The sequence below is a fragment of the Streptomyces sp. CGMCC 4.7035 genome (assembly GCF_031583065.1).
GTDB lineage: Bacteria > Actinomycetota > Actinomycetes > Streptomycetales > Streptomycetaceae > Streptomyces > Streptomyces yaanensis.
In genome coordinates this window covers 1,304,004-1,326,462 of sequence record NZ_CP134053.1, presented here as the reverse complement: position 1 = coordinate 1,326,462, position 22,459 = coordinate 1,304,004, and the positions used below count along the sequence as shown (strand labels likewise).

The window sequence follows — 22,459 nt, the reverse complement described above, 5'->3', positions numbered from 1 at the left end:
GCTGCCCGCGCGCCGCCTGTGACGCCGGTCAGGAGGCCGGCTCGAGGAGAAGTCCGCGGATGTCGTTCGGGACCTGTTGCAGCGCGCTCTCCAGTTGCCCGGGCGAGACGTGGTCGCGTACGGCCGCGGTGACCGCGGCGGCCATCCGGGGGACCTCCTCGGTACTGACCTTGGCTTCCTGGGAGAAGCGGTTCACATAGCCCTGGCGGTCGTACTTGATCGGTACGTGGCTGGGGTCCCAGCCGTCGTAGTAGGCGCCGCGCATCAGATCGGGGAGTTGTGCGGCGAAGTGGGCGGCCACATCGACGGTGAGCCGGTCCCGGAGCGTGTGCAACCAGGTCCGCATGACCCGGTGGGCGAGGTGGCGGTCCTTGGTTCCCAGACTCTCGGACACCGATTTCAGCCAGATGTTCGCCGTGTGGATGGAGTGCTCGAAGTCGGGTGGGTGTGTGGCTGACATGCGTTTTCCCTTCCGGTCTGCCCGTGTCGTCCCTGTGCTTCACGGAATGCCGCGCCCTGGCACGGGCGGTTTTCGGCGGCGTTTCGGTGGCGCGAACGATCAAGGGATTCAGAAATCGGCAGGAGTGCGGACGGCGTCTGCCGTGGCATCCCGCGGCATGTGCCGCACGCGCAGAGGACGTCGCACGCGGTGGCTTCTCTTCGTCTCTGCCCTATGGCGTCCATGGTATTGCGCGGGGAACCGGTCGGCAGCCGCGCCGCAGCGGTGCCGATGGCCGTCCGGGTCCGCCGCCAGTGCGCCGACGCCCCACGGCGCGGCGGCAGCACGCCGGACGCCGCCGACTCGCCGTCACGTCCCCTTCACAGCAGGCACCTTGTACGGACTCGGCCGCCGCTCAGACGTCGAGCGTCACCGAACACGTCCAGCCCTGTGCCCCCTGGGTGAAGTCCAGCTCGTGCAGGGTGACCGCCTTCGGGACGGCGCCCGTCACCGGGAGCGAGTCGGCGTCGGCCACGCCCAGGGCGGCGCGCAGGCCGCCGGCGAACGGGACCAGTTCCACGTCGACCGGGACCTCGCCCTCGGTGTCGAGCCAGTACACGACCTCCTCCAGCAGGGCCACCAACAGGTCCGCGTCCGTGTCGGCCCGGACCACCACGTCCCGCGTGCGGACACCGACTGCCCCCGTCAGGTCCAGGAACGACTCGCAGACCCCCCGCACGGCCTGCGCCAGGCATTCCTCCCGGGTCGCGGCCCATGCCTCCACCCGCAGGTCCGCGGTATGCGGAACACTGCGGTGACCACCGCGCCGCGCGGCACCTTCCCGCCGCATCACACGCCTTCCCAGGGATACCCGCCGATGATGTTCTCCGGTGCGTGCGGGACCTGGATGTGGGGGCGGCCCGGAGCGTCCGACAGTGGTGCGGCGAGGACGGCGGGCCGTCGCCGCCGCACGACGCTGTCGTATCAGCCGCTGCCGCACGCCGTTGCCGTACGGCCGAACGGACGGCAACGAACAGGCGGCATCAGCCGAACAGGCGGCGCACCCGTATCGTGTCGACGCGCCTCCATCCGGACTTGGGCAGCCGCAGCCAGCCTTCCCCGGCTCTCCCGCTCCCCCGGTCCCTGCCGCTCGCCGGGCCCGCGGCGGCTGCCGCGGCCACAGCGGCCGCGCCTCGCGCCGCCCGGTACGACGGCAGCCTCGCACCGCACGCGGCCCGCTCGGCCCGCTTTCCGGCGCCGGCGAGCGTGGTCACCGCAGATCCCGCCTCGGGTGCCCCGACGGGGCACCGTGTGCGGTGCGGGTCTCGATCACGCATCCGGGACCGGGATAGATCTCCGTTTCGTGACCGTCGTCGTAGCGCACCCGGTAGGGCGGTTCCCCGTTCCGGCCGAGCACTTCCACGACGGTGGCATGGTGTTCCGGCGTTCCCACGGTCCTGCCGGTGAACCGCAGCACGTCTCCTTCATGCGCCTGCATCATGGCTCACTCCTTACCTGCCCCTGACGCTGCGCGGCATCGTGACCGCCGTCCCCCAGGGGACGTTCGCCGACGTTCGCCGGCATTCCCCGGAGTTCCCCGGAGTTCCCCGGTGGTCTCCCTCCCACCACATCCTGTGCCCTTTTCAGGATGGCTCGGCTTCTTCAGGATGGCTCGGCGGAGGGCTCACGAGAAGGGCCGATCGGCCACTGATGGACACCGGGAGCCATGGGCCGCAGGCGGGCAGGGGCCGCCCGGCAGGCGCATCCTGGAGCTGGACGGGTCGGCGGCGTGACCCGCCGCCCGAACGCGTCCAGGACCGCGTTCCACCCGCCCCGGAGGCGGCGTCAGCGCCCTCGGGAGCGATTCACTCGGGAGCGACCATGAGACTTTCCTTCCTCGAACCCCTGTACAAGCAGCCCGGCCCCTTCGCGTCGGTCTATCTGGACACGTCCCGCGACAGCCCCATCGAGGATCCCGACGCCGCCGTGGAACTTCGCTGGCGCCATCTGCGGGACGCGCTGATGTCCGAAGGAGCGGATCAGGCCTCCATCACCGCGCTGGCGCGCATCGTGGGCAGCGACACGGACGTCCCCGGCACCCACGGGCAGGCCGTGTTCACCGCGCACGGCCGGCTGGCGCTGCTGGACGAACTGCCCCTCCCGCCCCCACAGGACACGGCGCACTTCGGAACGCTGCCGGACACCATGCCGCTCGTCGTCCAGCACGCTCCCGGGATCCCGTACCTGGCGGTTTACGTCCACTACAGCGGCCGTCACTCCACGGAAGCCCCCGGCACCGTGCGTATCGAGGCCGAGGCCGGCACCTGGCCCGTCACCAAGGTCACCCCGGGCCAGCGCCTCGACGAGGTGATCCCCGTGACCGACTGGCTGCGCGCCGCCGAACAGATCGGCCGGGCGCTGGACGGTCATGCCCGGCGCGTCCACGCCGAGGAGGTGGTGGTCGCGGGGGACAAATGGGCCCGCGGCATCCTCGTCCGCCGGCTTCCCTCCACCTTGCGCGGGCAGGTCACCACCGTGGAGGGCGCCGGCGAGTCCCAGCCGGGGCGGGCACTGCTGGAGCACCGGCTCGAAGATCTCTTCAGTGGGCGCATGGCCGCGCACGACCGGGCCCTGCTGGGCGCCTTCCTCGCCCAGCGGGCACGCGCCGAAGTATCGGCCGAAGGGCTCTCCGCCACCGTATCGGCCCTTCAGCGCGGCCGGGTGAAGGCCCTCTTCCTCAACAACCACCCCGAGTCGCCGCTCCGCCTGTGGGTCGGCCCGGAGCCCGGTCAACTCGCCCTCACCGAGCAGGAACTGCGCTCCTACGGCGTACAGGAGGTCCGCGACGAGCGTGCCGACGCGGCCCTGACCCGCGCCCTGGTCGGCACGAAGGCCGAACTGGTCCTGGTGCCCGAGGGGCAGTTGCGGCTACACGAGGGCGTGGCCGTCCTGCTGCGCTACGCGGACCCCGGATCCCGCACCTGAGCCACCGCCCCGGCCTCCCGCGCCCGGCCTTCACACGTCGTGGTGCGGAACGGTGGCGCCGCCACCGGCCTTCACGGCCTCCACCACCTCCTGGTGCAGATGCCGGCTCTCCTGCTCGGAAGGGCAGGGCACCGGACTTCCGGCGAGGGTGAACCAGTGGGACGTGCCGCTGTACTGGACCGCCACATCGGCCTCACGGCCGTCCCAGGTGGTGTGCACGGTCAAGTCGCCGGTCACGATCATGCCCTCGTCGGTGCGGGCACCCCCGCGCCCGGCGAACACCCCCGTCGTCGTCCATGATGCCCAGGCCATGGTCATCAGCCTTCCTTCCTGAACGCGGGCGCCTTCCTGAACGCGGGCGCCCCTGCGGACCGCGCCGTGAAGTCTGCTCCTGGCCGCGATACCTGCTACCGAACGCTTGCCCAGTGCTCCACCCTTCAGGGTAGAGGTGTAGGGCATCCTCGCCCTTGCGGCCCGGAGGGCCGCAGAACCATGGCATCATCGCTTTGCCCGACAACGCGGTTGTCGGGCCTACCGCCGGACGGGCGGGAAGTCAGGCCTGTGGAGGTCTGGTAAGACCGGTCCTCACAGACCGGCACGGACCCGTGAAGCAGGAACCCAAGGTGGTACCGCGAAGCGGTACGGACCGGAATCTCCAGCCCTCGGGCTGGAGAGGGCGTCAATGGACATGGTGCGCCTGACGGACGCGGAGGACAGGGCCGAACGTCCCTGACCCGAACCGGCCGTCAGCCGGAGACGGCCTTGGTCCAGTCCCGCTCGACCGTTTTCCGCGCCTTCTCCAGCTGCGCGTCGGTCGGGAACTGCGGTGTTCCCTCGACCGTCGGCAGCCGTGCGGCGGCGGCCTCGTCGAGGGTGCCGTCCTGCTTCATGGCGTCCATGAGCACCGGGCGGGCATAACCGACGAGCCGGAGGTTCTGGCCCTCCGGGCTGAAGAGGTACTCCTGCCAGAGGCGTGCGGCCGCCGGGTGCGGGGCGTTCTTGTTGATCGCCTGCGCGTAGTACTGGGCGAAGCTTCCGTCGAAGGGGATCGCGACCTGCCATTTCACGCCCTTGTCGCGGAGCTGGTCGGCGTAGCCGAGGTTGACGTAGTCCCAGTTGATGCTGATGGGCGTCCGGCCGTCCCGGACCGCTGCCGAGCTGGACTCCAGGGGGTTGAAGTTGCCTCTCTTCTTGAGCTCGGCGAAGAAGTCGAGACCGGGCCGGATGTGGTTGAACGAACCCTTGTTCGCCAGCGCGGCCGCGTAGACGCCGGCGAAGGCGGTGTTCGAATGCCTCGGGTCGCCGTCGAGCGCGACCTCGCCCTTGTAGCCGGGCTTGAGGAGGTCGGCGAAGGTCTGGGGACAGGGTTTGACACGGTTCGCGTCGCAGCCGATGGAGATGTAGCCGCCGTAGTTGTTGTACCAGCGGGCGTGCGGGTCCTTCTGGCTGCGGGGGATCGAATCGTAGGCGGCGACCTTGTACGGCGCGAGCAGGTGCTGCCCCGCCGCCGCCCGCGCGAAGGTGTCGCCCACGTCGATCACGTCGGGGGCCTTCGGCCCCCTCCCGCTCCTGCGCACGGCGTCGATCTCGTCCTCGCTGTGGGCCTGCGGATTGTCGACCGTGACCTTGATCCCGTACTTCTTCTCGAAGCCGTCGATCAGGCCGCCGTAGTTGGCCCAGTCCCGCGGAAGGCCGATCGCCCTGAGCGTGCCCTCCTGTTTCGCCGCGGCGATCAGCGCGCGCATGCCGCCCACGCTCGCGGCGGAGGTGGCCAGCGACGGCTTCTCCAGCCTGGCGGGCGGTGTGTGCTCGCAGGCACTCATGCCCAGTGCCACGAGGGCGAAGCAGCCGAGGGCGGCCGCTGCTCGGGCACGAGGTGCGGTCACGACGGCTCCAGAGGGATATGGAACAAGGGTCGCGGCGCGAGCCGCTGTTGTCGCCGCGCGATGGGTGACGCGGCGCGGTCATGGAGTTCCGGAAGCTGCCAGGGCCGAGAGCCGCGGTCCGCCGGCCTGCGCACACGCGCTCCGACCGGCCGCCGGCAGCACCACGCGGTCCGGCGTGGCGGGCCCTCCGCCGTGTCTCCCGGTCTCCCGGGTCCACTGCGTCGACGAAACGGCCGTCGAGGCCAGCGTACCCGGCCGCCTCGACGGCGGATTCCTGTCCGGGGAACCCCTCGGACGGCGCAAGCAGGTCGTGCGCCGTGCCCGACCGCCTCACAGCGCCGTGTCGTCCCATTGGTCCAGCAGGATCTCGCCGAGCTCCTCGCCTGCGGGCGTGGCGCCGTCGTGGAGGGACTGTTCGGCCCAGATGACCTTGCCGGTGGGGGTGTAGCGGGTCCCCCAGCGTTCGGCGAACTGCGCGACCAGGAAGAGTCCGCGGCCACCCTCGTCGGTGACGTGCGCCCGGCGCAGCCGGGGTGAGGTACTGCTGCCGTCGGAGACCTCGAAGATCAGGGTGCCCGCGGCCGAGCCGCTGATCGGCTCCGTGCGGATGAGCCGGACGGTGATGGGCTCGGCGCCGTAGCGGACGGCGTTGGTGATCAGCTCGCTGAGGATGAGTTCGGCGGTGAAGGCGATGTCCTCCAGGCCCCACTCCGTCAGCCGACGGGCGCAGGCGGTGCGCACCGGGGCCACCGCCGCCGGGTCACGGGGCACATGCCACTCGGCGACGTGCGCGGGGTCGAGCCGGCAGGTGCGGGCCACCAGCAGCGCGACGTCGTCCCGGGGCCGCTCGGGCAGCAGGGCCGCCATCACCGTCGCGCAGGTGGCCTCCGGGGTGCGGTCGGGGCCGGTCAGCGCATCGCGCAGGGCCTCCAGGCCGGCGTCCAGGTCGCGGTCGCGGTCCTCGATCAGGCCGTCGGTGAAGAGCACCAGCCGGGAGCCCTCGGGCACGGTCAGCTCGGCGCACTCGACCGGCAGGCCGGCGCCCAGCCCCAGTGGCGGGAAGACAGGCACCTCGGGGAAGTCCACCGTCCCGTCGGGATGCACGAGCGCCGGTCCTGGATGGCCCGCGGTGGCGATCGTCAGCTGCCCGGAGGTGGTGTCGTAGATGGCGTACTGGCACGTTGCCCCGGTGATTCCCTGCCCGTCCTCCCCGCTGGCGGCCTCGTCGGCGTCGATCTGCGCCACCAGTTCGTCCAGCCGGGCCAGCAGCTCCTCCAGCGGCATGTCCAGGACGGAGAAGTTGTGCACGGCGGTGCGCAGCCGGCCCATGGTCGCCGCGGCGTGCAGTCCGTGGCCGACGACATCACCGACCACCAGCGCCACCCGGGCGCCGGACAGCGGGATGACGTCGAACCAGTCCCCGCCCACCCCGGCCTGGGCCGGCAGATAGCGGTAGGCCACCTCAAGGGCGGACTGCTCGGGCAGCCCGCGTGGCAGCAGGCTGTGTTGCAGGGTGACGGCCATGGTGTGTTCGCGGGTGTAGCGGCGGGCGTTGTCGATGCACACCGCTGCGCGGGCGCCCAGCTCCTCGGCGAAGGACACGTCCTCGTCCTCGAACGGTGGGGAGCCTTCCGCCCGCCAGAAGCTCGCCATTCCCAGCACCACCCCGCGGGCCCGCAGCGGAACCACGAGCAGGGAGTGGATGCCCTGGTCGAGGATCCGCCGGGCACGCTCGGGGTCCTGGGCCAGCCAGCCTTCGGAGGTGCTCAGGTCCCTCACACAGGCGGCTCGGCCCGCGGCCATCGCCATGGAGACGGGGTGGGTGGGGACGAACCGGACGAGCGTGCCGACGGGGTAGAGGAGATGCTTCTCGTCCGGACCCGCGACCGCGGTACGGCGCAACTCGGTGGTCGCACCGGGCGACTCCTCGCCGCGCAGGACCGGGTCGAGCAGCTCGACGGTGGCGACATCGGAGAACCGAGGGACGGCCACCTCCGTGAGTTCCTCGGCGGTGCGCTTCACATCCAGCGTGGTGCCGATCCGCATCCCGGCGTCGTAGAGCAGTTTCAGCCGCTCGCGCGCCCCCTCCGCCCTGCCGGACAGAGCCCGCAGCTCGGTGGTGTCCCGGAGTGTCACCACGCTGCCGCGCGGTCCATGAGGTGCGGTGAGCCGTTTGTTGACCGCCAGGAGCCGGTCGGCCGCCAGGTACACCTCGTCATTGGCCGATCGGTCGGAGCCCAGCAGCTCGGCGAGGTCCTCCTCCAGGCCCAGATCGGTGATGTGCCGCCTCTCCGCGTCCGCCGGCAGGTCCAGCAGCCGCCGTGCCTCGTCGTTGGCCAGCAGCAGCCTGCCGTCGGCGTCGATGATCAGCACTCCTTCCCGCACGGCGTGCAGGACCGCGTCGTGGTGCTCGTACATCCGGGTCATCTCGGCCGGTCCCAGGCCGTGGGTCTGCCGCCGCAGCCGACGGCTCGCCAGGCCCGCACCGCCCGCGGCGATGACAAGGGCCCCGGCGGCGCCACCGAACAGGACCGGCAACTGCCGTTGCACCCTGTGCTGCACGTTCTCGACGGTGACGGGAACGGCGACGATGGCGACGACCGAGCCGTCGGGGGCCCTGACGGGGACCGCCGAGATCACGGAGAGCCCCAGGGCCCCTCGGAAGGTCCTGGTGAACGCCTTGCCTGCCGCCGCCTCCGCGTAGGGACCGATGATGTGCTTCCCGATCTGGCGGGGGTCGCTGTGGGTGAGGGTGATCCCGTCCAGCCTGTAGACGATGATGGCGTCGACGCCCGCGGCCTTCCGGGCCGCCTCGGCGTGCGGCTGCAGCTCCTTGGTCGGGTCGGGGCTGTTCAGCGCGGGCACGATCCCCGGCGAGTGCGCGAACGTCTCCGCCGTGGCCAGTGTCCGGTCCTCGGCGTCCGTCATGCTGTCACGGCGAGCCTGCACCACGAGAGCGAGCAGCGCTGCGGCGACGAGCAGCACCACGACCGCCAGCTGCAGGAGGAAGACCTGACCGGCGAGACTGTGCACGCTCAGCAGGGAGCGCAGGCGCTTCGGCGGATGCCGGCCGGGCCCATGGGTCTTCCTGGGCACACGAGGGACCCCGCGCCCGGATCGACCCGAAAATCCACGCATATCCCTTTTCTATCGCCTCCGGGCAGTTGAGCACGAGGCGACCGGATGGCGCTGGGCCGAACAGCGCCATCCGGCGCGTCAGTCACCTCCCTTGGCCTGACGGAGGGTGGTCCCGCCGGTGATCTTCGTGTGGGCGGCGAGCAGGAAGGCCTTGCTGAGGATCGGCGAGAGCCGGTCGTCCTCGAACGACAGGAACACCTTGCCGTCGCCCTTGCGACGCGACGGGACGATGCACCACGCGATCGGTCCAGCACCTCCCCCACCTGTTTCACCCCGCTCGTCGGGCATGCGGGTGGGACTGTCAGTGGGCCCGGTTACTGTGACCGCCACCTGATCGAACGATCACCGACCACGGAGTCGGCGGAGGAGGGGCTGTGCGGCGCTGGGAGTCGGTCGGCGACGGTTCGGCGAAGTTCTGGGAGGCGGCGGCGGAGGACGACATCGTCACCGTGCGCTACGGGCGCGTGGGGACGGAAGGCCGTACGCAGGTGAAGGCGCTGGAGTCGGCCGAGGCGGCACAGCGGTACCTGGCGAAGACGATCGCCGAGAAGGAACGCAAGGGCTACCAGGAGGTCGCGGCCGAGGCCGAGCCGGCGACGACGGCGCAGGAGTCCCAGGCCGTGGTGTTCCCCGACGAGGAGACCTTCTCGATGCCCGCCGCGTGGCGGCGGCTGGTGTATCCGAGGCGGGGCGGGATCAGGCGGAGCGTCGGCGAACTGCACCCCGAAGCCGAGGAACTGGTGGCACTTCGGCTGAAGGAGGAGGCCGGCTGGGTCGAACAGATGCTCTCCGCCCCGCAGAGCGACCCGGTGATCGTCGAGGCCACCCGCGCGCACCTGAACGGAAGCCACAATCCGGTGGGCGCGGCCACCCTGGCCCGGGTGACGATGCACTTCCAGCTCCCCGACGGCGTCTTCGTGGACGCCTGGATCCGCGCCCACGGCATGGCCTTCGCCGCGCGGGCGGTGGTGGAGTTCTTCGACATCGAGACCCACTACATGCAGTACGGCGGGCGACGGGAGGATCCCTGGCTCTCCTGGCTTCCCGGGACCGACTCCTCCGACGGCCACTGGGGACGGCCCAAGTTCGCGGACCGGATGCGTTCCCTGCTGACCGTGGCCGACGAGGGCACCTACCGGCAGGTGGTCGCCGCGCTGGCGCACTGCCGGGACAGCGTGCGTCGCCGTATCGTCGTGTCCTACCTGGTGCCCGGCGAGCAGGACTGGGTCACCGAGTGCTGTGCGGACGCGGCCACGGCCGGCGCGACGCTGCGGGCCATGCTGCTGTGCTCGCTGAACTCCCCGGCGCAGCTGGACCACTTCGGCGGAAAGCTCGACCTCGGCTGGAACGGCTGGTCGATGCCGCTCGTCGCCACGCTGGCCGAGGGCACCGGCAAGGCTTTCGCACCCCTGCTCGACAGCGCGATCGGCGAGAGCTACAGCTCCGACTGGCTCAAGGCCTTCGCCGGCGCCCTCGTGGAGTTGCCGACGGACGACGCCTTCCGGATCCTGCTCGCCCGCGTGAAGAACAAGCACGTCCGTCCGAACCTGCTGGAGGCGATGCGGCGCTACCCCGTCCGCGCCCTGCGCCTGCTGGGCGCGGCATCGCTCGGCTCCGCCGAGTACGCGTCGATGGCCGAGCAGTTGCTGGCCGCGCACGTCCGGACCCACCCCGACCTGGTGGCAGCCGCGCTGCCCGACCTCCCCGCCGAGGTCGCCGCCCTCGTCGAGCCCCTGCTCACCCGCAGCGACCGGGTGGCGGAAGCCCCGGCTCAGGCGCTGCCCGCGCTGCTGGTCGCCCCGCCGTGGGCGAAGAAGCGTACGGCCCGCAAGGCCCGCGTGGCGGCCGAGGTGCCGGTGGCCCCGAAGCCGCAGGTCGTCTGGAAACCGGGAGAGCAGGAGGCCTGGGCCGCCGTCACCTCCTGGTACGGCAGGTGGCGCGGCTCGTACGACTGGAAAGAGGAGATCAAGGCCCTTCAGCGGGGCGGACAGTTGAAGGACGTCCGGGAGGTCCGGCTGTTCGTCGTCGGTCCCGAGGAGGTGGTCCGTCCGCTGCTGGCCGTCTGCGCCCCCGAGGACTTCTGGGACGGCGAGGCCGCCCTCAAGCCGGTGGCGGCGAAGTACGGCGTGGATGCCCTCCCGCTCCTGCTGCACGCCGCCGCCCGGCACCCCGCCACCCTGGGGCTGCTGCTTCTGCCGTATCTGGACGTCGAGGTCGCCGGTCAGGTGTGCGACTGGCTGGCCCGTCTGAAGTCGGCCGACGCCACGGGCCGCGCCTGGCTGACGCGGCACGGCCCGGCCGCCGTCCCCGTGCTCGTCCCGCACGCGGTGGGACCCGTCGGCACGGTGCGGCGCGGCGCCGAGAAGGCACTGCGGCTGCTGGCGTCCGCGCACGGCGACGAGGCGGTGCTGCGGGCCGCCGCCGAGTGCGGACAGGAGGCCGCCGACATCGTCGCGGAGCTGCTGGCCGCCGACCCGCTGGAGAGCGCCCTCCCCGCGCGCATGCCCGCCGTCGGCGCCTGGGCCGCCCCCGCGCTGCTGCCGCAGATCCTGCTCACGGAGGGCGGTGCCCTCCCCGCCGACGCGGTGCGCCACGTCCTCACCGTGCTGGCGCTGTCCAAGCCCGGCGAGGTCTACCCCGGTCTGGACGTGCTGACCACGCACTGCACCGGCGACTCCCTCGCCGCCTTCGCCTGGGGCCTGTTCGAACAGTGGCGGCTGGCCGGCATGCCCGCCAAGGACAGCTGGGCGCTGCACGCCCTGGGCCTGCTCGGGGACGACGAGACCGTACGACGCCTCACTCCCCTCGTGCGCGCCTGGCCCGGCGAGGGCGCCCACCACCGTGCCGTGGAGGGCCTGAACGTCCTCGCGACGATCGGCACCGACGTGGCGCTGCTGCATCTGCACGGCATAGCGCAGCGAGTGCCGTTCAAGGCGCTCAAGGTCCGCGCCCAGGAGAAGATCGCCGAGGTCGCCGAGGGTCTGGGGCTCACGGCCGAGCAGTTGGGGGACCGTCTCGTCCCCGACTTCGGCCTCGACGCGGACGGCAGCACCGTCATCGACTACGGCCCCCGCAGCTTCACGGTGGGCTTCGACGAGCAGCTGCGCCCCTACGTACGGGACACCGACGGCAAGCCCCGCAAGGCCCTGCCGGCCCCCGGCGCCAAGGACGACCCGGAACTCGCGCCGGCCGAACGCAAGCGGTTCGCCGCGCTGAAGAAGGACGTCCGCACCGTCGCCGCCGACCAGGTACGGCGGCTGGAGGCGGCGATGGTGGCGCAGCGCACCTGGACGGCGAGCGAGTTCAAGGAGCTGTTCCTGGCCCACCCGCTGCTGTGGCACCTGGTCCGCCGTCTGGTCTGGATCGGCGAGACGGACGGCGAGGTGACCGCCTTCCGGGTGGCGGAGGACCGCACGTTCGCCGACATGAACGACGACGAGCTGACGCTTCCCCAAGAGGCGAGCGTCCGCCTGGCGCACCCGCTGCACCTGGGCGCGGACCTGGACACCTGGTCGGAGCTGTTCGCCGACTACAAGATCCTCCAGCCCTTCCCGCAGCTGGGCCGGGCCGTGCACGCGTTCACCGAGAAGGAAGCGGCGGGCCACCGGCTGACCCGCTTCGAGGGCGCCACCGTGCCGGTCGGCAAGCTGCTCGGGCTCACCAAGCGCGGCTGGGAGCGCGGCGAACCGCAGGACGCGGGTGTGGAGCGCTGGTTCCACCGGCGGATCGACGAGGACCACTACCTGGTGATCGGCCTCGACGAGGGCATCGCCGTCGGCGTGGTCGACATGTTCCCCGACCAGACCTTCGAGACCGTCTGGCTCGACTCCAGCCCCGGCGACTACCGGCAGAGCCACACTCACCCGCTGCGCTTCGGCGACCTCGACCCGGTCATCGCCTCCGAACTGCTCGCCGACCTCACCGAGGTGACCGCGAAGTGACCCTCACCGAGGAACAGCTCCAGCGCCCGCCCGCCGAGGTCCGGTACGCCGACGAACTCGCCGCCCTGCGCGCGGCGGACGACGAGCCCCGTCCGCCGGGCCGGCAGCTCAGCCTGCGCGCCGCCCGCCGCTTCATCGTCGGCGACGAGCGGGCCGGCGTCAGCCGCAAGTTCATAGGCAAAGCCTCCCTGTTGAAATCCTCCTGACACACCATCAGGTCTCTTTTCGCAGGCAACGCACAGATCTCACTCGTCGTCCTCCGGTGCGACTGATGTTCCTGGGAAGTCCCGGGGAATCCGGAGGAGGACAGCAATTTTGATCCGTGCCCGGCGAATATGGGTCACCGCTGCGGCGGTACTCACGGCGATGGGGGTGTCGGCGGAGTCGGCGTCGGCCCAACAGCCGTACCACAGCAGAACATCGGTGGCGTCGGCCGACATCGCCGACGGACTGCCTCCCGACTGGCGGATCGCCGGCAAGGGCTCCCACCAGCAGCTGGAATGGCGGTCGAAGACACGGGTGCCCATGGGGGACGCCCGAGTCGAGTTCTACGCCGGGGACCGCCTGCTGGGCCGGCCCGAGGCCGAGAACGACGGGCGCACGTTCCGGCTCGACCTCGGCGAGGTACGCCGGGAAGCCCTGAACGACCTTCAGGTCCGCGCGGCCGGACGCCGACTCGATGCGGCCGCCGACGCCGACAACACCAACGGACGTGTGCAGGAGCAGCGTTCGGCGCCCCACCTGCCGTCCGCGCTGCCGGCCAACCCCGTCGACCCCGGCACCCCGGGCTCGTACCGCACCGTCACCGGCGAGTACACCCTCAACTCCGTACGGCTGCCCGGTCTCGCGAAGCCCGTCGAGATGAAGGCCGTGGTGGTGGCCCCCACCCATGCCACCGGCCGTCGCCCCCTCGCCCTGTTCCTGCACGGCCGCCACTTCACCTGCTACGGCGGGAGCAGCGAGTCGGAGGGCGCCTGGCCGTGCCCGGCCGGCACCAAGCCGGTACCCAGCTACCGCGGTTACCTTCAGGACCAGAAACTCCTGGCGTCACAGGGGTATGTGACCGTGTCCATCTCGGCCAACGGCATCAACGCGCAGGACGGCCCGCTGGAGGACAGCGGGGCGCAGGCCCGTTCGTCGCTGGTACGGCTCCACCTCGCCCGCTGGGCGGACTGGGCAGCCCACCCCGACACGGCACCGGCGATCGTGCGGAACGCGCCGCTGGCCGACCTGTCACGGGTGCTGCTGGTGGGGCACTCACGGGGCGGCGAGGGCGTCAACCGCGCCGCGATGGACAGCCTTTATCCGCCGCCGGCCCGCCAGGACGGCTACCGGGGCCCGGTGCGCTGGCGCATCCGTGGCATGCTGCTCATCGGTCCGACGATCTTCGGGCAGAACCCGGTCGCGGACGTGCCGTCGGCGACGATCCTGCCGGGCTGTGACGGTGACGTGGCCGACCTCCAGGGCCAGGTGTACGTGGACGGCACCCGTGGGATCAGCCGTGGTACCGCCCTGCACAGCGCTGTCTACATGGTGGGTGCCAACCACAACTTCTTCAACAGCGAGTGGACTCCCGGTCAGGCCCAGGCGCCGGCCGAGGACGACTTCTGGTCCGACGACGACCATCTGGACAAGATGTGCTCGCCGGGTGCCGCCACCCGGCTGACCGCCGCACAGCAGCACAAGGCCGGCGCCACCTACATCGCGGCGGCCGCCCGGCTGTTCGTCGCCGGTGACGACAAGGTCCTTCCGCTGCTCGACGGCTCCGGCCGGCGCGCCCCGTCGGCGGATCCCGCACGCGTCCTCACCGACGCGGTGGGCGCGAACCGCACCGGCGCGTTCCTTCCGGACACCTCCGTCACCGTCCACGGTGGCGGAGGCCGGCTGTGCTCCGCGGTAGACCCGAACCCGGCGTCCGTCTGCCTGAACCCCGACACCACCGTTGGGGGCTCCCCGCACTTCGCCGTCTGGGAGGCCAGCTGGGAGACCGGGAAGGAAGTCGGCCGCCGGGCGGTGGCGCTGAACTGGTCCGCACCGGGTTCCGCCGTACAGGTGCGCAACGCGCGGCCGGTATCGCTCGCGGGAGCCGACTCACTCGCGCTGCGTGTGATCGTGCCGCCCAACACCACCGGAACGCAGCTGGACGTCTCCGTCGCCGACGCCTCCGGCCACCGGGCGACGCTGGGCCGCGTCCGCGTCGACGGCCTGCCGGGCACCGACCGGACCGCCTCCTACTGGGCCCGGGAACTGCGCCTCCCGCTCACCGCCGCGGCCCGGGCCGGAGTGGACCTGAAGCAGGTGACCAACCTGGAACTGACGCCGCGCACCCGCAACGGGCGGGCCTGGCTGATGGACGCCTGGGGCTGGCGCCCCGGCACACCCGCGGTGCGGCCGGCCACGCTGCCCCGTGTCGACATCGGCCGGCTGACCGTCAAGGAAGGCGACTCCGGCGTCCGGACCTACCATGTGCCCGTCCAGGTCACCGGCCACGGCAGCGGCCAGGCACGGTTCTACGTCGCCGACCCCGTAACCGGCAAGTCCACGAGCCGGCTGGTGACCGTGCGGCCCGGCGCCGCCGGCATCGACGTACCGGTGAAGGTGACGGGCAACACCCGCTACGACGACGGCGTGGAACACGATGTCTTCGTGAAGGCGGTGAAGGGAGCCGTCGTCGGCTCGACCCGCGGCGGCGTGAGCGTGAAGAACGACGACCCGAGGCCCACGATCACCGTCACCCCCGTCCAGGACAAGGTCACCGAGGGCCAGAGCCTGAAGTGGCGGGTAACGCTGTCCACAGCGGCCGACACGCGTGTCGACACGGTGTTCTTCGCGCAGCCGGTCTCCGGCGGCGCCGAACTGTCCACCAAGGACGTCGATCCGCAGTGGCTGCTCGAGACGTCCGGTGCGACGCCGGACCCCGAGCGCCCGCTGTCCAAGGTGCAGGATCTCGCTTGGTGGGTGGACATCCCGGCCGGGCAGCTGAGCACCGAAGTGACCCTGCCCACGCTCAAGGACGAAGTGACCGAACCCGCGGAGTCGATTCGCTTTCAGCAGGGCGACGACTTGCTCACTCCGCCGACCGGACCGGTGTTCACCGGCACCGTCCTGAACGCTTCCTAGCCTGACCGTCTTCGCCCCCGAGGTGGCGGCAGTCGTGGCACCGGTTCCCCGGCACGCCACGACTGCCGTCGGAAGCACGTAGTGACAAGCACTCGCTCAGCAACACACAAGCACTCGCTCAGCAAGAGGATCGGCTCGTACTCGGCTTGATTGCTCGGTCCACTGCCGTCGGTGCTCCGGAAGCGACTGGGAACCGCCCGGCCCCGGCCCCGCCAGGAGGCCGCGAGACAGCCGCGCAGCGTCCTAGCACTTCGACCTGGCCAAGCTGGGCCTGCTCTGCACTCACCGGCGCATTGCCCCAGGTCAGCCTGGGTGCTAGCGTCTGCCGCACGCCTTCCCCTTCTCTCGCTGACACTTGAGCAGGCGGGCGCAAACGGCCTCCTGTGTGTCAGGGGGCCGTTTCTCTTTGCCGGAATCAGCAAGGGAAAGCAGGTCAGGGGCCAGATCGTAAGACCCGGCCCCTGACCTGGGGTTTTATCCTCTGAACCGCACCTCGGCAAATCCAGGGATCAACCGCTAAACGTTGAAGCGGAACTCCACCACGTCCCCGTCCTGCATCACGTACTCCTTGCCCTCCATGCGGGCCTTGCCCGCGGCGCGGGCGTCGGCCACCGAACCGGTGGCGACCAGGTCCGCGAAGGAGATGACCTCCGCCTTGATGAAGCCCTTCTGGAAGTCGGTGTGAATGACACCGGCCGCCTCGGGGGCGGTGGCGCCCTTCTTGATCGTCCAGGCGCGGGACTCCTTCGGACCGGCCGTGAGGTAGGTCTGCAGGCCGAGGGTGTTGAACCCGACGCGGGCCAGGGTCGCGAGGCCCGGCTCGTCCTGGCCGACCGACTGGAGAAGTTCGAGGGCCTCGTCCTCGTCCAGCTCGGCGAGGTCCGCCTCCAGCTTGGCGTTGAGGAAGATCGCCTCGGCGGGGGCGACCAGCGCGCGCTGCTCGTCCTTGAAGGCGTCGTCCATCAGCTCGTCCTCGTCGACGTTGAAGACGTAGAGGAAGGGCTTGGTGGTGAGGAGGTGCAGGTCGTGGAGGAGTTCGTCGCGCTCGCTGCCCTGGACGAGGCCGTGGGCGAAGAGCGTGTCGCCCTTCTCCAGGATCTCCTTCGCCTCCTCGACGGCCTTCACCTTCGGGGCGACGTCCTTCTTGATCCGCGACTCCTTCTGCAGGCGCGGCAGGACCTTCTCGATCGTCTGCAGGTCCGCGAGGATCAGCTCGGTGTTGATCGTCTCGATGTCGTCCTTCGGCGAGACCTTGCCGTCCACGTGCACGACGTTCTCGTCCTTGAAGGCGCGGATGACCTGGCAGATCGCGTCCGACTCACGGATGTTCGCGAGGAACTTGTTGCCGAGGCCCTCGCCCTCGCTCGCGCCGCGCACGATGCCCGCGATGTCGACGAAGTCGACGGTCGCCGGGAGGATCCGCTGCGAGCCGAAGATCTCGGCCAGCTTGGTGAGACGGGCGTCGGGGACGCCGACGACTCCGACGTTCGGCTCGATCGTGGCGAACGGGTAGTTGGCCGCCAGCACGTCGTTCTTGGTCAGGGCGTTGAACAGGGTCGACTTGCCGACATTGGGCAGACCGACGATTCCGATCGTGAGCGACACGTTGCGACTTCCCGTACGTGAGGTGGAGGACTGGACTGGGGCTGTGTGGGCCCGGGTCCGTCAGGAGAGCGTGCGGGCCGATCCCCCAGTCTACGGTGTGCCCGGAACCGCACCGGCGACGTATCGAACGCATGGCCAAGGTCTCGCCAACGGCGTGTCTGATGGGTCATTCCACACATAAACAGACCTAAGTTGGTCCAGTGGAGCAACACAGGACGCGACCCCCGCAACACGGACCGCGACGCGGTGCGCCCCTTCCCCCGCAGGGCCGGCGGGACGGAGCCGCGGCCGTGCGGTCCGGCCTCGCTGCCCGGCCCGTCCGGTCCGGTGGTCCCGGCCGTCCCGAGGCGCGGGGCGGGGCCGCCGGGGCGCGGCCGGCGAGGGGTGGCGGCGGTGGTGTCCAGCGACGTCCGGCCGCTCCGGTGCGGAGCGGCTCGCCGATGGTCCAGGGCGTACGGCGCCCGCCCAACCCCCGGCTCACCAGCCTCGGCGGGGGGTTGTTCTGCGCGGCGGTGATGGCCGCGCTCGGGTTTCTCGACCAACTGCTGTTCGGGGCGTCCCTCACGGTCTACGGCGTGCTGTTCCTGCCGGTGTGCGCGCTGACCGCGCTGTGGGTGCGGCCCGGGGACCTGGTGACCGCGCCCGTGGTGGTGCCGATCGCCTTCGCCCTCGGTCTGCTGACCGTGACCGACGGCGACGAAGGGCTCGCCGGGCAGCTGGTGGGGCTGGTCACCGCGCTCGCCACCCACGCGGGCTGGCTGTACGGCGGCACGCTCGTCGCGGGTGTCATCGCGACCGTACGCAGGCTGCGGATGATGCGCCGCCGGGCGGCACAGCGCCGCCGCACGGTGTGACCGGTACGGCTGGCTGGGCGGAACGGCGCCGCCGCACTGTGTGCCCAGTACCGCCGGGCCTGGCAGCACAGCGCCGCCGCACGATGTGGGACCAGTGCCGCCGGGCCGGGCAGTCCAGCCCCTTGAGGGCCGGCCGGCCGGGCGGCACGGCGACAGCCCGTCCGGCCCGGCTGGGCCCGGCCCGGTGACCGGTACAGCCGGGAGACACGGCGCCGGCACGGCGGGCCGCCGTAACAGGTACGGCCGCGCGGCACGGTGCACGGCAACGACCCGTCCGGCCGCCAGGAGCCCGGCCCCTCCGTCAGCGCCGTGGTCAGGCCTCCTTCGCCGCCCTCATCGCGGCCCCCACGATCCCCGCGTTGTTCTGCAGCTGCGCCGGGACGATCTCCGCCTTGATGCCCTCGATCAGGGGCAGGAACCTCTCGGACTTGCGGCTGACGCCGCCGCCGATGATGAGCAGCTCAGGGGAGAACAGCATCTCCACGTGGGCGAGGTACTTCTGCACCCGGCGGGCCCAGCGCTCCCACGTCAGGTCGTGGTCCTCCTTGGCCTTCGTGGAGGCGCGCTTCTCCGCGTCGTGGCCGCCCAGCTCCAGATGGCCCAGCTCGGTGTTCGGGACGAGGACGCCGTCGGCGAACAGGGCGCTGCCGATGCCCGTGCCGAGCGTGAGCACGATGACCGTGCCCCGGCGGTCGCGGCCCGCGCCGAACTGCATCTCGGCCACGCCCGCCGCGTCCGCGTCGTTCAGCACGGTCACCGGAAGGCCGCCCAGCCGCTCGCTGAACAGTGCGCGTGCGTCCAGGTCGATCCAGCTCTTGTCGACGTTCGCCGCCGTACGGATCGTGGAGCCGCCGGTGACCACTCCGGGGAACGTGATACCCACCGGGCCCGTCCAGCCGAAGTGGCCGACGACTTCCTTCACCCCGTCGGCCACGCTCTCGGGCGTCGCCGGGTGCGGGGTGAGCACCTTGAAGCGCTCCTCCACCAGATCGCCCCTGTCCAGGTCCACGGGAGCGCCCTTGATTCCGGAACCGCCGATGTCCACGCCGAAGATCTTCATGGGCACCACGGTACGTCGTACGGCCGACAGCCTCTTCCTGACGCCGTACGACGGACCGGACCACTCGGCGCGGTGCGCGCTTCCCGCGCGCTCCCGCGCGCCGTCACTCCCCGCCGGTGCGCTCCGCGACGAGTGCCGCCGCCTCCGCGCGCAGGTCGCGGCGGAGTTCCTTGGGGAGCGAGAAGGTGATGGACTCCTCGGCCGCCTTGACCAGCTCGACGTCCTCGAAGCCGCGCTGCGCGAGCCACTCCAGGACCTGCTCGACCAGGACCTCCGGCACGGAGGCGCCCGAGGTCACGCCGACCGTCGACACGCCCTCCAGCCAGGCCTCGTCGATCTCGTGGGCGAAGTCCACGAGGTACGCCTCGCGCGCGCCGGCGAGCTTGGCGACCTCGACGAGGCGCTTGGAGTTCGAGGAGTTGCGGGAGCCGACCACGATCACCAGGTCCGCCTCGGCGCCCATCTGCTTGACCGCGAGCTGGCGGTTCTGCGTGGCGTAGCAGATGTCGTCGCTGGGCGGGGAGATCAGCTGCGGGAACTTCTCCTTCAGCGCGTCGACCGTCTCCATGGTCTCGTCGACCGACAGCGTGGTCTGGGACAGCCACACCACCTTCGACGGGTCGCGGACCTCCACCTTGGCGACGTCCTCGGGGCCGTCGACCAGCTGGATGTGGTCCGGGGCCTCACCGGACGTACCGATGACCTCTTCGTGGCCCTCGTGCCCGATCAGGAGGATGTCGAAGTCCTCCTTGGCGAAGCGGACGGCCTCCTTGTGGACCTTGGTGACCAGCGGGCAGGTCGCGTCGATGGTGGCGAGCCGGCCCTGCTCGGCCTCTTCGTGGACCGTGGGCGCGACGCCGTGCGCCGAGAACATGACGATGTTCCCCGGCGGCACCTCCTCCGTCTGCTCGACGAAGATCGCGCCCTTCTTCTCCAGGGTCTGCACGACGTACTTGTTGTGGACGATCTCGTGGCGGACGTAGATCGGGGCCCCGTACTGCTCGAGGGCCTTCTCGACGGCGATCACGGCACGGTCGACACCCGCGCAGTAGCCCCGGGGGGCGGCGAGCAGAACACGGCGGCCAGGCGAAGCGGTCATGCGAACCATCGTAGTGCCGGGCCCCGCCCGCTCCGGCCCTGGCGGTCTCCTGCGCGGACCCCCTGCTTTGTCAGTACGGGCCGTTACTCTCGGGCGCATGGCTGTGAACACGTCCGCGGAGACACCGCTGCCCGTCGGTGAGGTGTCGCGGCTCATCGGGGGATGGATCGACCGGCTCGGGGCCATCTGGGTCGAGGGGCAGATCACGGAGTTGTCGCGGCGGCCCGGCGCCGGCGTCGTCTTCCTGACGCTGCGCGATCCGTCGTACGACATCTCTCTGCGCGTCACCTGCTACCGCCAGGTGTTCGACGCCGTCGCCGACGTCGTGAGCGAGGGCGCCCGTGTCGTCGTCCACGCCAAGCCCGAGTGGTACGCCCCGAGGGGGCAGCTGTCGCTGCGGGCCGCCGAGATACGGCCCGTGGGCGTCGGTGAACTGCTCGCGCGGCTGGAGCAGTTGAAGAAGTCCCTCGCCGCCGAGGGGCTGTTCGCGCCCGAGCGCAAGAAGCCTCTGCCCTTCCTGCCGCAGCTCATCGGGCTCGTCTGCGGCCGGGCCTCGGCCGCGGAGCGCGACGTGCTGGAGAACGCGCGGCATCGCTGGCCCGCCGTCCGCTTCGAGGTGCGCAACGTCCCGGTGCAGGGCGTGCACGCCGTGCCCCAGGTCGTCCAGGCGGTGAAGGAGCTGGACGCGCTCGACGACGTCGACGTGATCATCGTGGCGCGGGGCGGCGGCAGCGTGGAGGACCTGCTGCCGTTCTCCGACGAGCAGCTCGTCCGGGCGGTGGCGGGCTGTCGTACGCCCGTCGTGTCGGCCATCGGCCACGAGCCGGACAATCCGCTGCTGGACTACGTGGCCGACCTGCGCGCCTCGACCCCGACCGACGCCGCCAAGAAGGTAGTGCCGGACGTCGGCGAGGAGCTGCTGCGCGTACGGCAGCTGCGGGACCGGGCGCGGCGGTGCGTCCAGGCGTTCGTCGAGCGCGAGGAGCGGGGGCTCGCGCACGCGCTGGCCCGGCCGTGCATAGAGGATCCGCACCGCATGGTCGACGAACGGGCCGACCAGGTCGCCGCGCTGGTCGACCGCGGTCGGCGCACGCTCGGGCATCTGCTCGGCCGCGCCGAGTCGGAGCTCGCGCACACGCACGCGCGCGTAGTGGCGCTGTCGCCGGCCGCGACGCTGCGGCGGGGGTATGCGGTGCTGCAGAAGGCCGACGGGCATGTCGTCCGCACACCGGACGAGGTGACGGCGGGCGAGCCCCTGCGGGCGCGCGTCGCCGAGGGTGAGTTCACGGTACGGGTCGACAACCAGGGATCTTAGGGTGGGCGCATGACCAGCAAGACGGACGAGGCACTCGGGTACGAGCAGGCACGGGACGAGTTGATCGAGGTCGTACGGCGCCTGGAGGCCGGAGGTACGACGCTGGAGGAGTCCCTGGCGCTGTGGGAGCGCGGGGAGGAGCTGGCCAAGGTGTGCCGGACGTGGCTGGAGGGCGCCCGGAAGCGGCTGGACGCGGCGCTGGCCGAGGAGGAAGAGGGCGAGGGCGCGGCGGGTTCGCGGTGACCCGGCGGCGGGCCCCGGTCCGGGGTGCCGTCCCCTCACCCTGTGAAGCCGCTCACCACACCCTCACCGTGGTTGAAGCTTGAACTTTCTACCTTTACTGTCGGATGCAGCAAGCCGATCCCCCCACTGGATCGACCGCACGTCCCGAGAGAGTTCTCATGTCCCTCGCCCTTGACCCCGCCGCCCAGGACCTGCTGTTCCGCGAGGCCCGCACCGCGAACACCTTCACCGACGAGCCGGTGACCGACGAGCAGGTGCAGGCGATCTACGACCTGGTCAAGTACGGCCCGACGGCCTTCAACCAGACCCCGCTGCGCATCACCCTGGTCCGCTCCCCCGAGGCCCGTGAGCGCCTTGTGCAGCACATGGCCGAGGGCAACCAGGCCAAGACCGCCACCGCCCCGCTGGTCGCGATCCTCTCCGCGGACAACGAGTTCCACGAGGAGCTGCCGCAGCTCTTCCCGCATTTCCCGCAGGCCAAGGACGCCTTCTTCGCCGAGCGTCCGGCCCGCGAGAGCGCCGCCTTGCTGAACGCCGCCCTCCAGGCCGCCTACTTCATCATCGGCGTCCGCGCCGCGGGCCTCGCCGCCGGCCCGATGACCGGTGTGGACCTCGCCGGCGTCCAGAAGGAGTTCCTGGACGACGACCACACCCCGCTGATGGTCGTCAACATCGGCAAGCCGGGCCAGGACGCCTGGTACCCGCGCTCCCCCCGTCTGGAGTTCGACGAGGTCGTCACCACGGTCTGAGTCCGTTCTCCCCCACGCGAAGGGC

Annotated in this window: 20 protein-coding genes; 8 read left to right on the top strand and 12 right to left on the bottom strand. The window is 71.3% G+C overall.

Annotated features, from left to right (window positions below):
• Nucleotides 1–28 precede the first annotated feature (28 nt).
• The 5 genes from Q2K21_RS05395 to Q2K21_RS05375 all read right to left on the bottom strand — a co-directional run bounded on the left by Q2K21_RS05395 (nucleotide 29) and on the right by Q2K21_RS05375 (nucleotide 1,937).
• Nucleotides 29–460, bottom strand: coding sequence for a DUF2267 domain-containing protein (locus Q2K21_RS05395; RefSeq protein WP_310765960.1), 432 nt, complete (start codon nucleotides 458–460; stop codon nucleotides 29–31).
• Between the two features lie 394 nt (nucleotides 461–854).
• On the bottom strand, nucleotides 855–1,289 hold the full coding sequence (locus tag Q2K21_RS05390) for an archease (RefSeq protein WP_310765958.1): 435 nt from the start codon (nucleotides 1,287–1,289) through the stop codon (nucleotides 855–857).
• Nucleotides 1,289–1,411, bottom strand: a complete 123-nt coding sequence (locus tag Q2K21_RS05385) for a hypothetical protein (RefSeq protein ID WP_310765955.1) — start codon at nucleotides 1,409–1,411, stop codon at nucleotides 1,289–1,291. Before Q2K21_RS05385 ends, Q2K21_RS05390 begins: the two co-directional genes overlap by 1 nt.
• A gap of 71 nt (nucleotides 1,412–1,482) precedes the next feature.
• Complete coding sequence (locus Q2K21_RS05380) at nucleotides 1,483–1,713, bottom strand: hypothetical protein (RefSeq protein WP_310765953.1); 231 nt, start codon at nucleotides 1,711–1,713, stop codon at nucleotides 1,483–1,485.
• Nucleotides 1,710–1,937, bottom strand: coding sequence for a DUF1918 domain-containing protein (locus Q2K21_RS05375; RefSeq protein WP_449343600.1), 228 nt, complete (start codon nucleotides 1,935–1,937; stop codon nucleotides 1,710–1,712). Before Q2K21_RS05375 ends, Q2K21_RS05380 begins: the two co-directional genes overlap by 4 nt.
• A gap of 383 nt (nucleotides 1,938–2,320) precedes the next feature.
• Here Q2K21_RS05375 and Q2K21_RS05370 point away from each other — a divergent pair, with 383 nt between their 5' ends.
• Entirely contained in the window at nucleotides 2,321–3,424 is a 1,104-nt protein-coding gene (locus Q2K21_RS05370; RefSeq protein WP_310765950.1) for a baeRF2 domain-containing protein, read from the top strand.
• A 30-nt stretch (nucleotides 3,425–3,454) separates the two neighbouring features.
• Here Q2K21_RS05370 and Q2K21_RS05365 read toward each other — a convergent pair whose 3' ends face one another.
• From Q2K21_RS05365 to Q2K21_RS05350, 4 genes are all read right to left on the bottom strand, one after another.
• Nucleotides 3,455–3,736: a hypothetical protein gene (locus Q2K21_RS05365; protein WP_310780644.1), complete on the bottom strand. Its 282-nt coding sequence runs from the start codon at nucleotides 3,734–3,736 to the stop codon at nucleotides 3,455–3,457.
• A 434-nt stretch (nucleotides 3,737–4,170) separates the two neighbouring features.
• Nucleotides 4,171–5,310, bottom strand: a complete 1,140-nt coding sequence (locus Q2K21_RS05360; protein ID WP_386276027.1) for an ABC transporter substrate-binding protein — start codon at nucleotides 5,308–5,310, stop codon at nucleotides 4,171–4,173.
• A gap of 330 nt (nucleotides 5,311–5,640) precedes the next feature.
• Nucleotides 5,641–8,448 carry a SpoIIE family protein phosphatase gene (locus Q2K21_RS05355; protein WP_386276028.1) on the bottom strand — a complete coding sequence of 936 codons (2,808 nt, stop codon included), beginning with the start codon at nucleotides 8,446–8,448 and terminating at the stop codon, nucleotides 5,641–5,643.
• A 78-nt stretch (nucleotides 8,449–8,526) separates the two neighbouring features.
• Nucleotides 8,527–8,736, bottom strand: a complete 210-nt coding sequence (locus Q2K21_RS05350; RefSeq protein ID WP_310765948.1) for a DUF7737 domain-containing protein — start codon at nucleotides 8,734–8,736, stop codon at nucleotides 8,527–8,529.
• An 86-nt stretch (nucleotides 8,737–8,822) separates the two neighbouring features.
• On the opposite strand from Q2K21_RS05350, the gene Q2K21_RS05345 reads away from it, so the two are divergent.
• From Q2K21_RS05345 to Q2K21_RS05335, 3 genes are all read left to right on the top strand, one after another.
• Entirely contained in the window at nucleotides 8,823–12,389 is a 3,567-nt protein-coding gene (locus Q2K21_RS05345; RefSeq protein ID WP_310765945.1) for a DUF4132 domain-containing protein, read from the top strand.
• Nucleotides 12,386–12,595, top strand: coding sequence for a hypothetical protein (locus tag Q2K21_RS05340; RefSeq protein WP_310765943.1), 210 nt, complete (start codon nucleotides 12,386–12,388; stop codon nucleotides 12,593–12,595). Before Q2K21_RS05345 ends, Q2K21_RS05340 begins: the two co-directional genes overlap by 4 nt.
• A gap of 160 nt (nucleotides 12,596–12,755) precedes the next feature.
• The gene (locus Q2K21_RS05335; protein ID WP_310765941.1) at nucleotides 12,756–15,509 is read left to right on the top strand and encodes an alpha/beta hydrolase; all 2,754 of its coding nucleotides are present in this window, start codon (nucleotides 12,756–12,758) and stop codon (nucleotides 15,507–15,509) included.
• A gap of 516 nt (nucleotides 15,510–16,025) precedes the next feature.
• On the opposite strand, the gene ychF is transcribed toward Q2K21_RS05335, so the two are convergent.
• Nucleotides 16,026–17,114, bottom strand: a complete 1,089-nt coding sequence (gene ychF, locus Q2K21_RS05330) for a redox-regulated ATPase YchF (protein ID WP_310765939.1) — start codon at nucleotides 17,112–17,114, stop codon at nucleotides 16,026–16,028.
• A gap of 440 nt (nucleotides 17,115–17,554) precedes the next feature.
• Between ychF and Q2K21_RS35700 the strand changes: the two genes are divergently transcribed.
• A complete protein-coding gene (locus tag Q2K21_RS35700; protein ID WP_386276029.1) occupies nucleotides 17,555–17,968 on the top strand; it encodes a DUF6542 domain-containing protein in 414 nt (137 codons plus the stop codon).
• A gap of 313 nt (nucleotides 17,969–18,281) precedes the next feature.
• On the opposite strand, the gene ppgK is transcribed toward Q2K21_RS35700, so the two are convergent.
• Together ppgK and Q2K21_RS05315 are read right to left on the bottom strand one after the other, a co-directional pair.
• Nucleotides 18,282–19,028, bottom strand: a complete 747-nt coding sequence (gene ppgK, locus Q2K21_RS05320) for a polyphosphate--glucose phosphotransferase (RefSeq protein WP_310765935.1) — start codon at nucleotides 19,026–19,028, stop codon at nucleotides 18,282–18,284.
• Nucleotides 19,029–19,131: 103 nt separating this feature from the next.
• Nucleotides 19,132–20,127: a 4-hydroxy-3-methylbut-2-enyl diphosphate reductase gene (locus Q2K21_RS05315; protein ID WP_310765933.1), complete on the bottom strand. Its 996-nt coding sequence runs from the start codon at nucleotides 20,125–20,127 to the stop codon at nucleotides 19,132–19,134.
• Nucleotides 20,128–20,224: 97 nt separating this feature from the next.
• On the opposite strand from Q2K21_RS05315, the gene xseA reads away from it, so the two are divergent.
• From xseA to Q2K21_RS05300, 3 genes are all read left to right on the top strand, one after another.
• On the top strand, nucleotides 20,225–21,442 hold the full coding sequence (gene xseA / locus Q2K21_RS05310; protein ID WP_310765931.1) for an exodeoxyribonuclease VII large subunit: 1,218 nt from the start codon (nucleotides 20,225–20,227) through the stop codon (nucleotides 21,440–21,442).
• 9 nt (nucleotides 21,443–21,451) lie between these two features.
• Nucleotides 21,452–21,685, top strand: a complete 234-nt coding sequence (locus tag Q2K21_RS05305) for an exodeoxyribonuclease VII small subunit (RefSeq protein ID WP_310765929.1) — start codon at nucleotides 21,452–21,454, stop codon at nucleotides 21,683–21,685.
• A gap of 158 nt (nucleotides 21,686–21,843) precedes the next feature.
• Nucleotides 21,844–22,434: a malonic semialdehyde reductase gene (locus Q2K21_RS05300; protein WP_310765926.1), complete on the top strand. Its 591-nt coding sequence runs from the start codon at nucleotides 21,844–21,846 to the stop codon at nucleotides 22,432–22,434.
• The last annotated feature ends 25 nt before the right edge of the window (nucleotides 22,435–22,459 follow it).

Coding starts and splice junctions, on each gene's coding strand:
- Q2K21_RS05390 (WP_310765958.1), bottom strand. CDS start 1,289: ATGCGGCGGGAAGGTGCCGCGCGGCGCGGTGGTCACCGCAGTGTTCCG.
- Q2K21_RS05370 (WP_310765950.1), top strand. CDS start 2,321: ATGAGACTTTCCTTCCTCGAACCCCTGTACAAGCAGCCCGGCCCCTTC.
- Q2K21_RS05305 (WP_310765929.1), top strand. CDS start 21,452: ATGACCAGCAAGACGGACGAGGCACTCGGGTACGAGCAGGCACGGGAC.
- Q2K21_RS05375 (WP_449343600.1), bottom strand. CDS start 1,937: ATGCAGGCGCATGAAGGAGACGTGCTGCGGTTCACCGGCAGGACCGTG.
- ppgK (WP_310765935.1), bottom strand. CDS start 19,028: ATGAAGATCTTCGGCGTGGACATCGGCGGTTCCGGAATCAAGGGCGCT.
- xseA (WP_310765931.1), top strand. CDS start 20,225: ATGGCTGTGAACACGTCCGCGGAGACACCGCTGCCCGTCGGTGAGGTG.
- Q2K21_RS05335 (WP_310765941.1), top strand. CDS start 12,756: ATGGGGGTGTCGGCGGAGTCGGCGTCGGCCCAACAGCCGTACCACAGC.
- Q2K21_RS05355 (WP_386276028.1), bottom strand. CDS start 8,448: ATGCGTGGATTTTCGGGTCGATCCGGGCGCGGGGTCCCTCGTGTGCCC.
- Q2K21_RS05350 (WP_310765948.1), bottom strand. CDS start 8,736: ATGCCCGACGAGCGGGGTGAAACAGGTGGGGGAGGTGCTGGACCGATC.
- Q2K21_RS05315 (WP_310765933.1), bottom strand. CDS start 20,127: ATGACCGCTTCGCCTGGCCGCCGTGTTCTGCTCGCCGCCCCCCGGGGC.
- Q2K21_RS05300 (WP_310765926.1), top strand. CDS start 21,844: ATGTCCCTCGCCCTTGACCCCGCCGCCCAGGACCTGCTGTTCCGCGAG.
- Q2K21_RS05395 (WP_310765960.1), bottom strand. CDS start 460: ATGTCAGCCACACACCCACCCGACTTCGAGCACTCCATCCACACGGCG.
- Q2K21_RS35700 (WP_386276029.1), top strand. CDS start 17,555: ATGGTCCAGGGCGTACGGCGCCCGCCCAACCCCCGGCTCACCAGCCTC.
- Q2K21_RS05365 (WP_310780644.1), bottom strand. CDS start 3,736: ATGGCCTGGGCATCATGGACGACGACGGGGGTGTTCGCCGGGCGCGGG.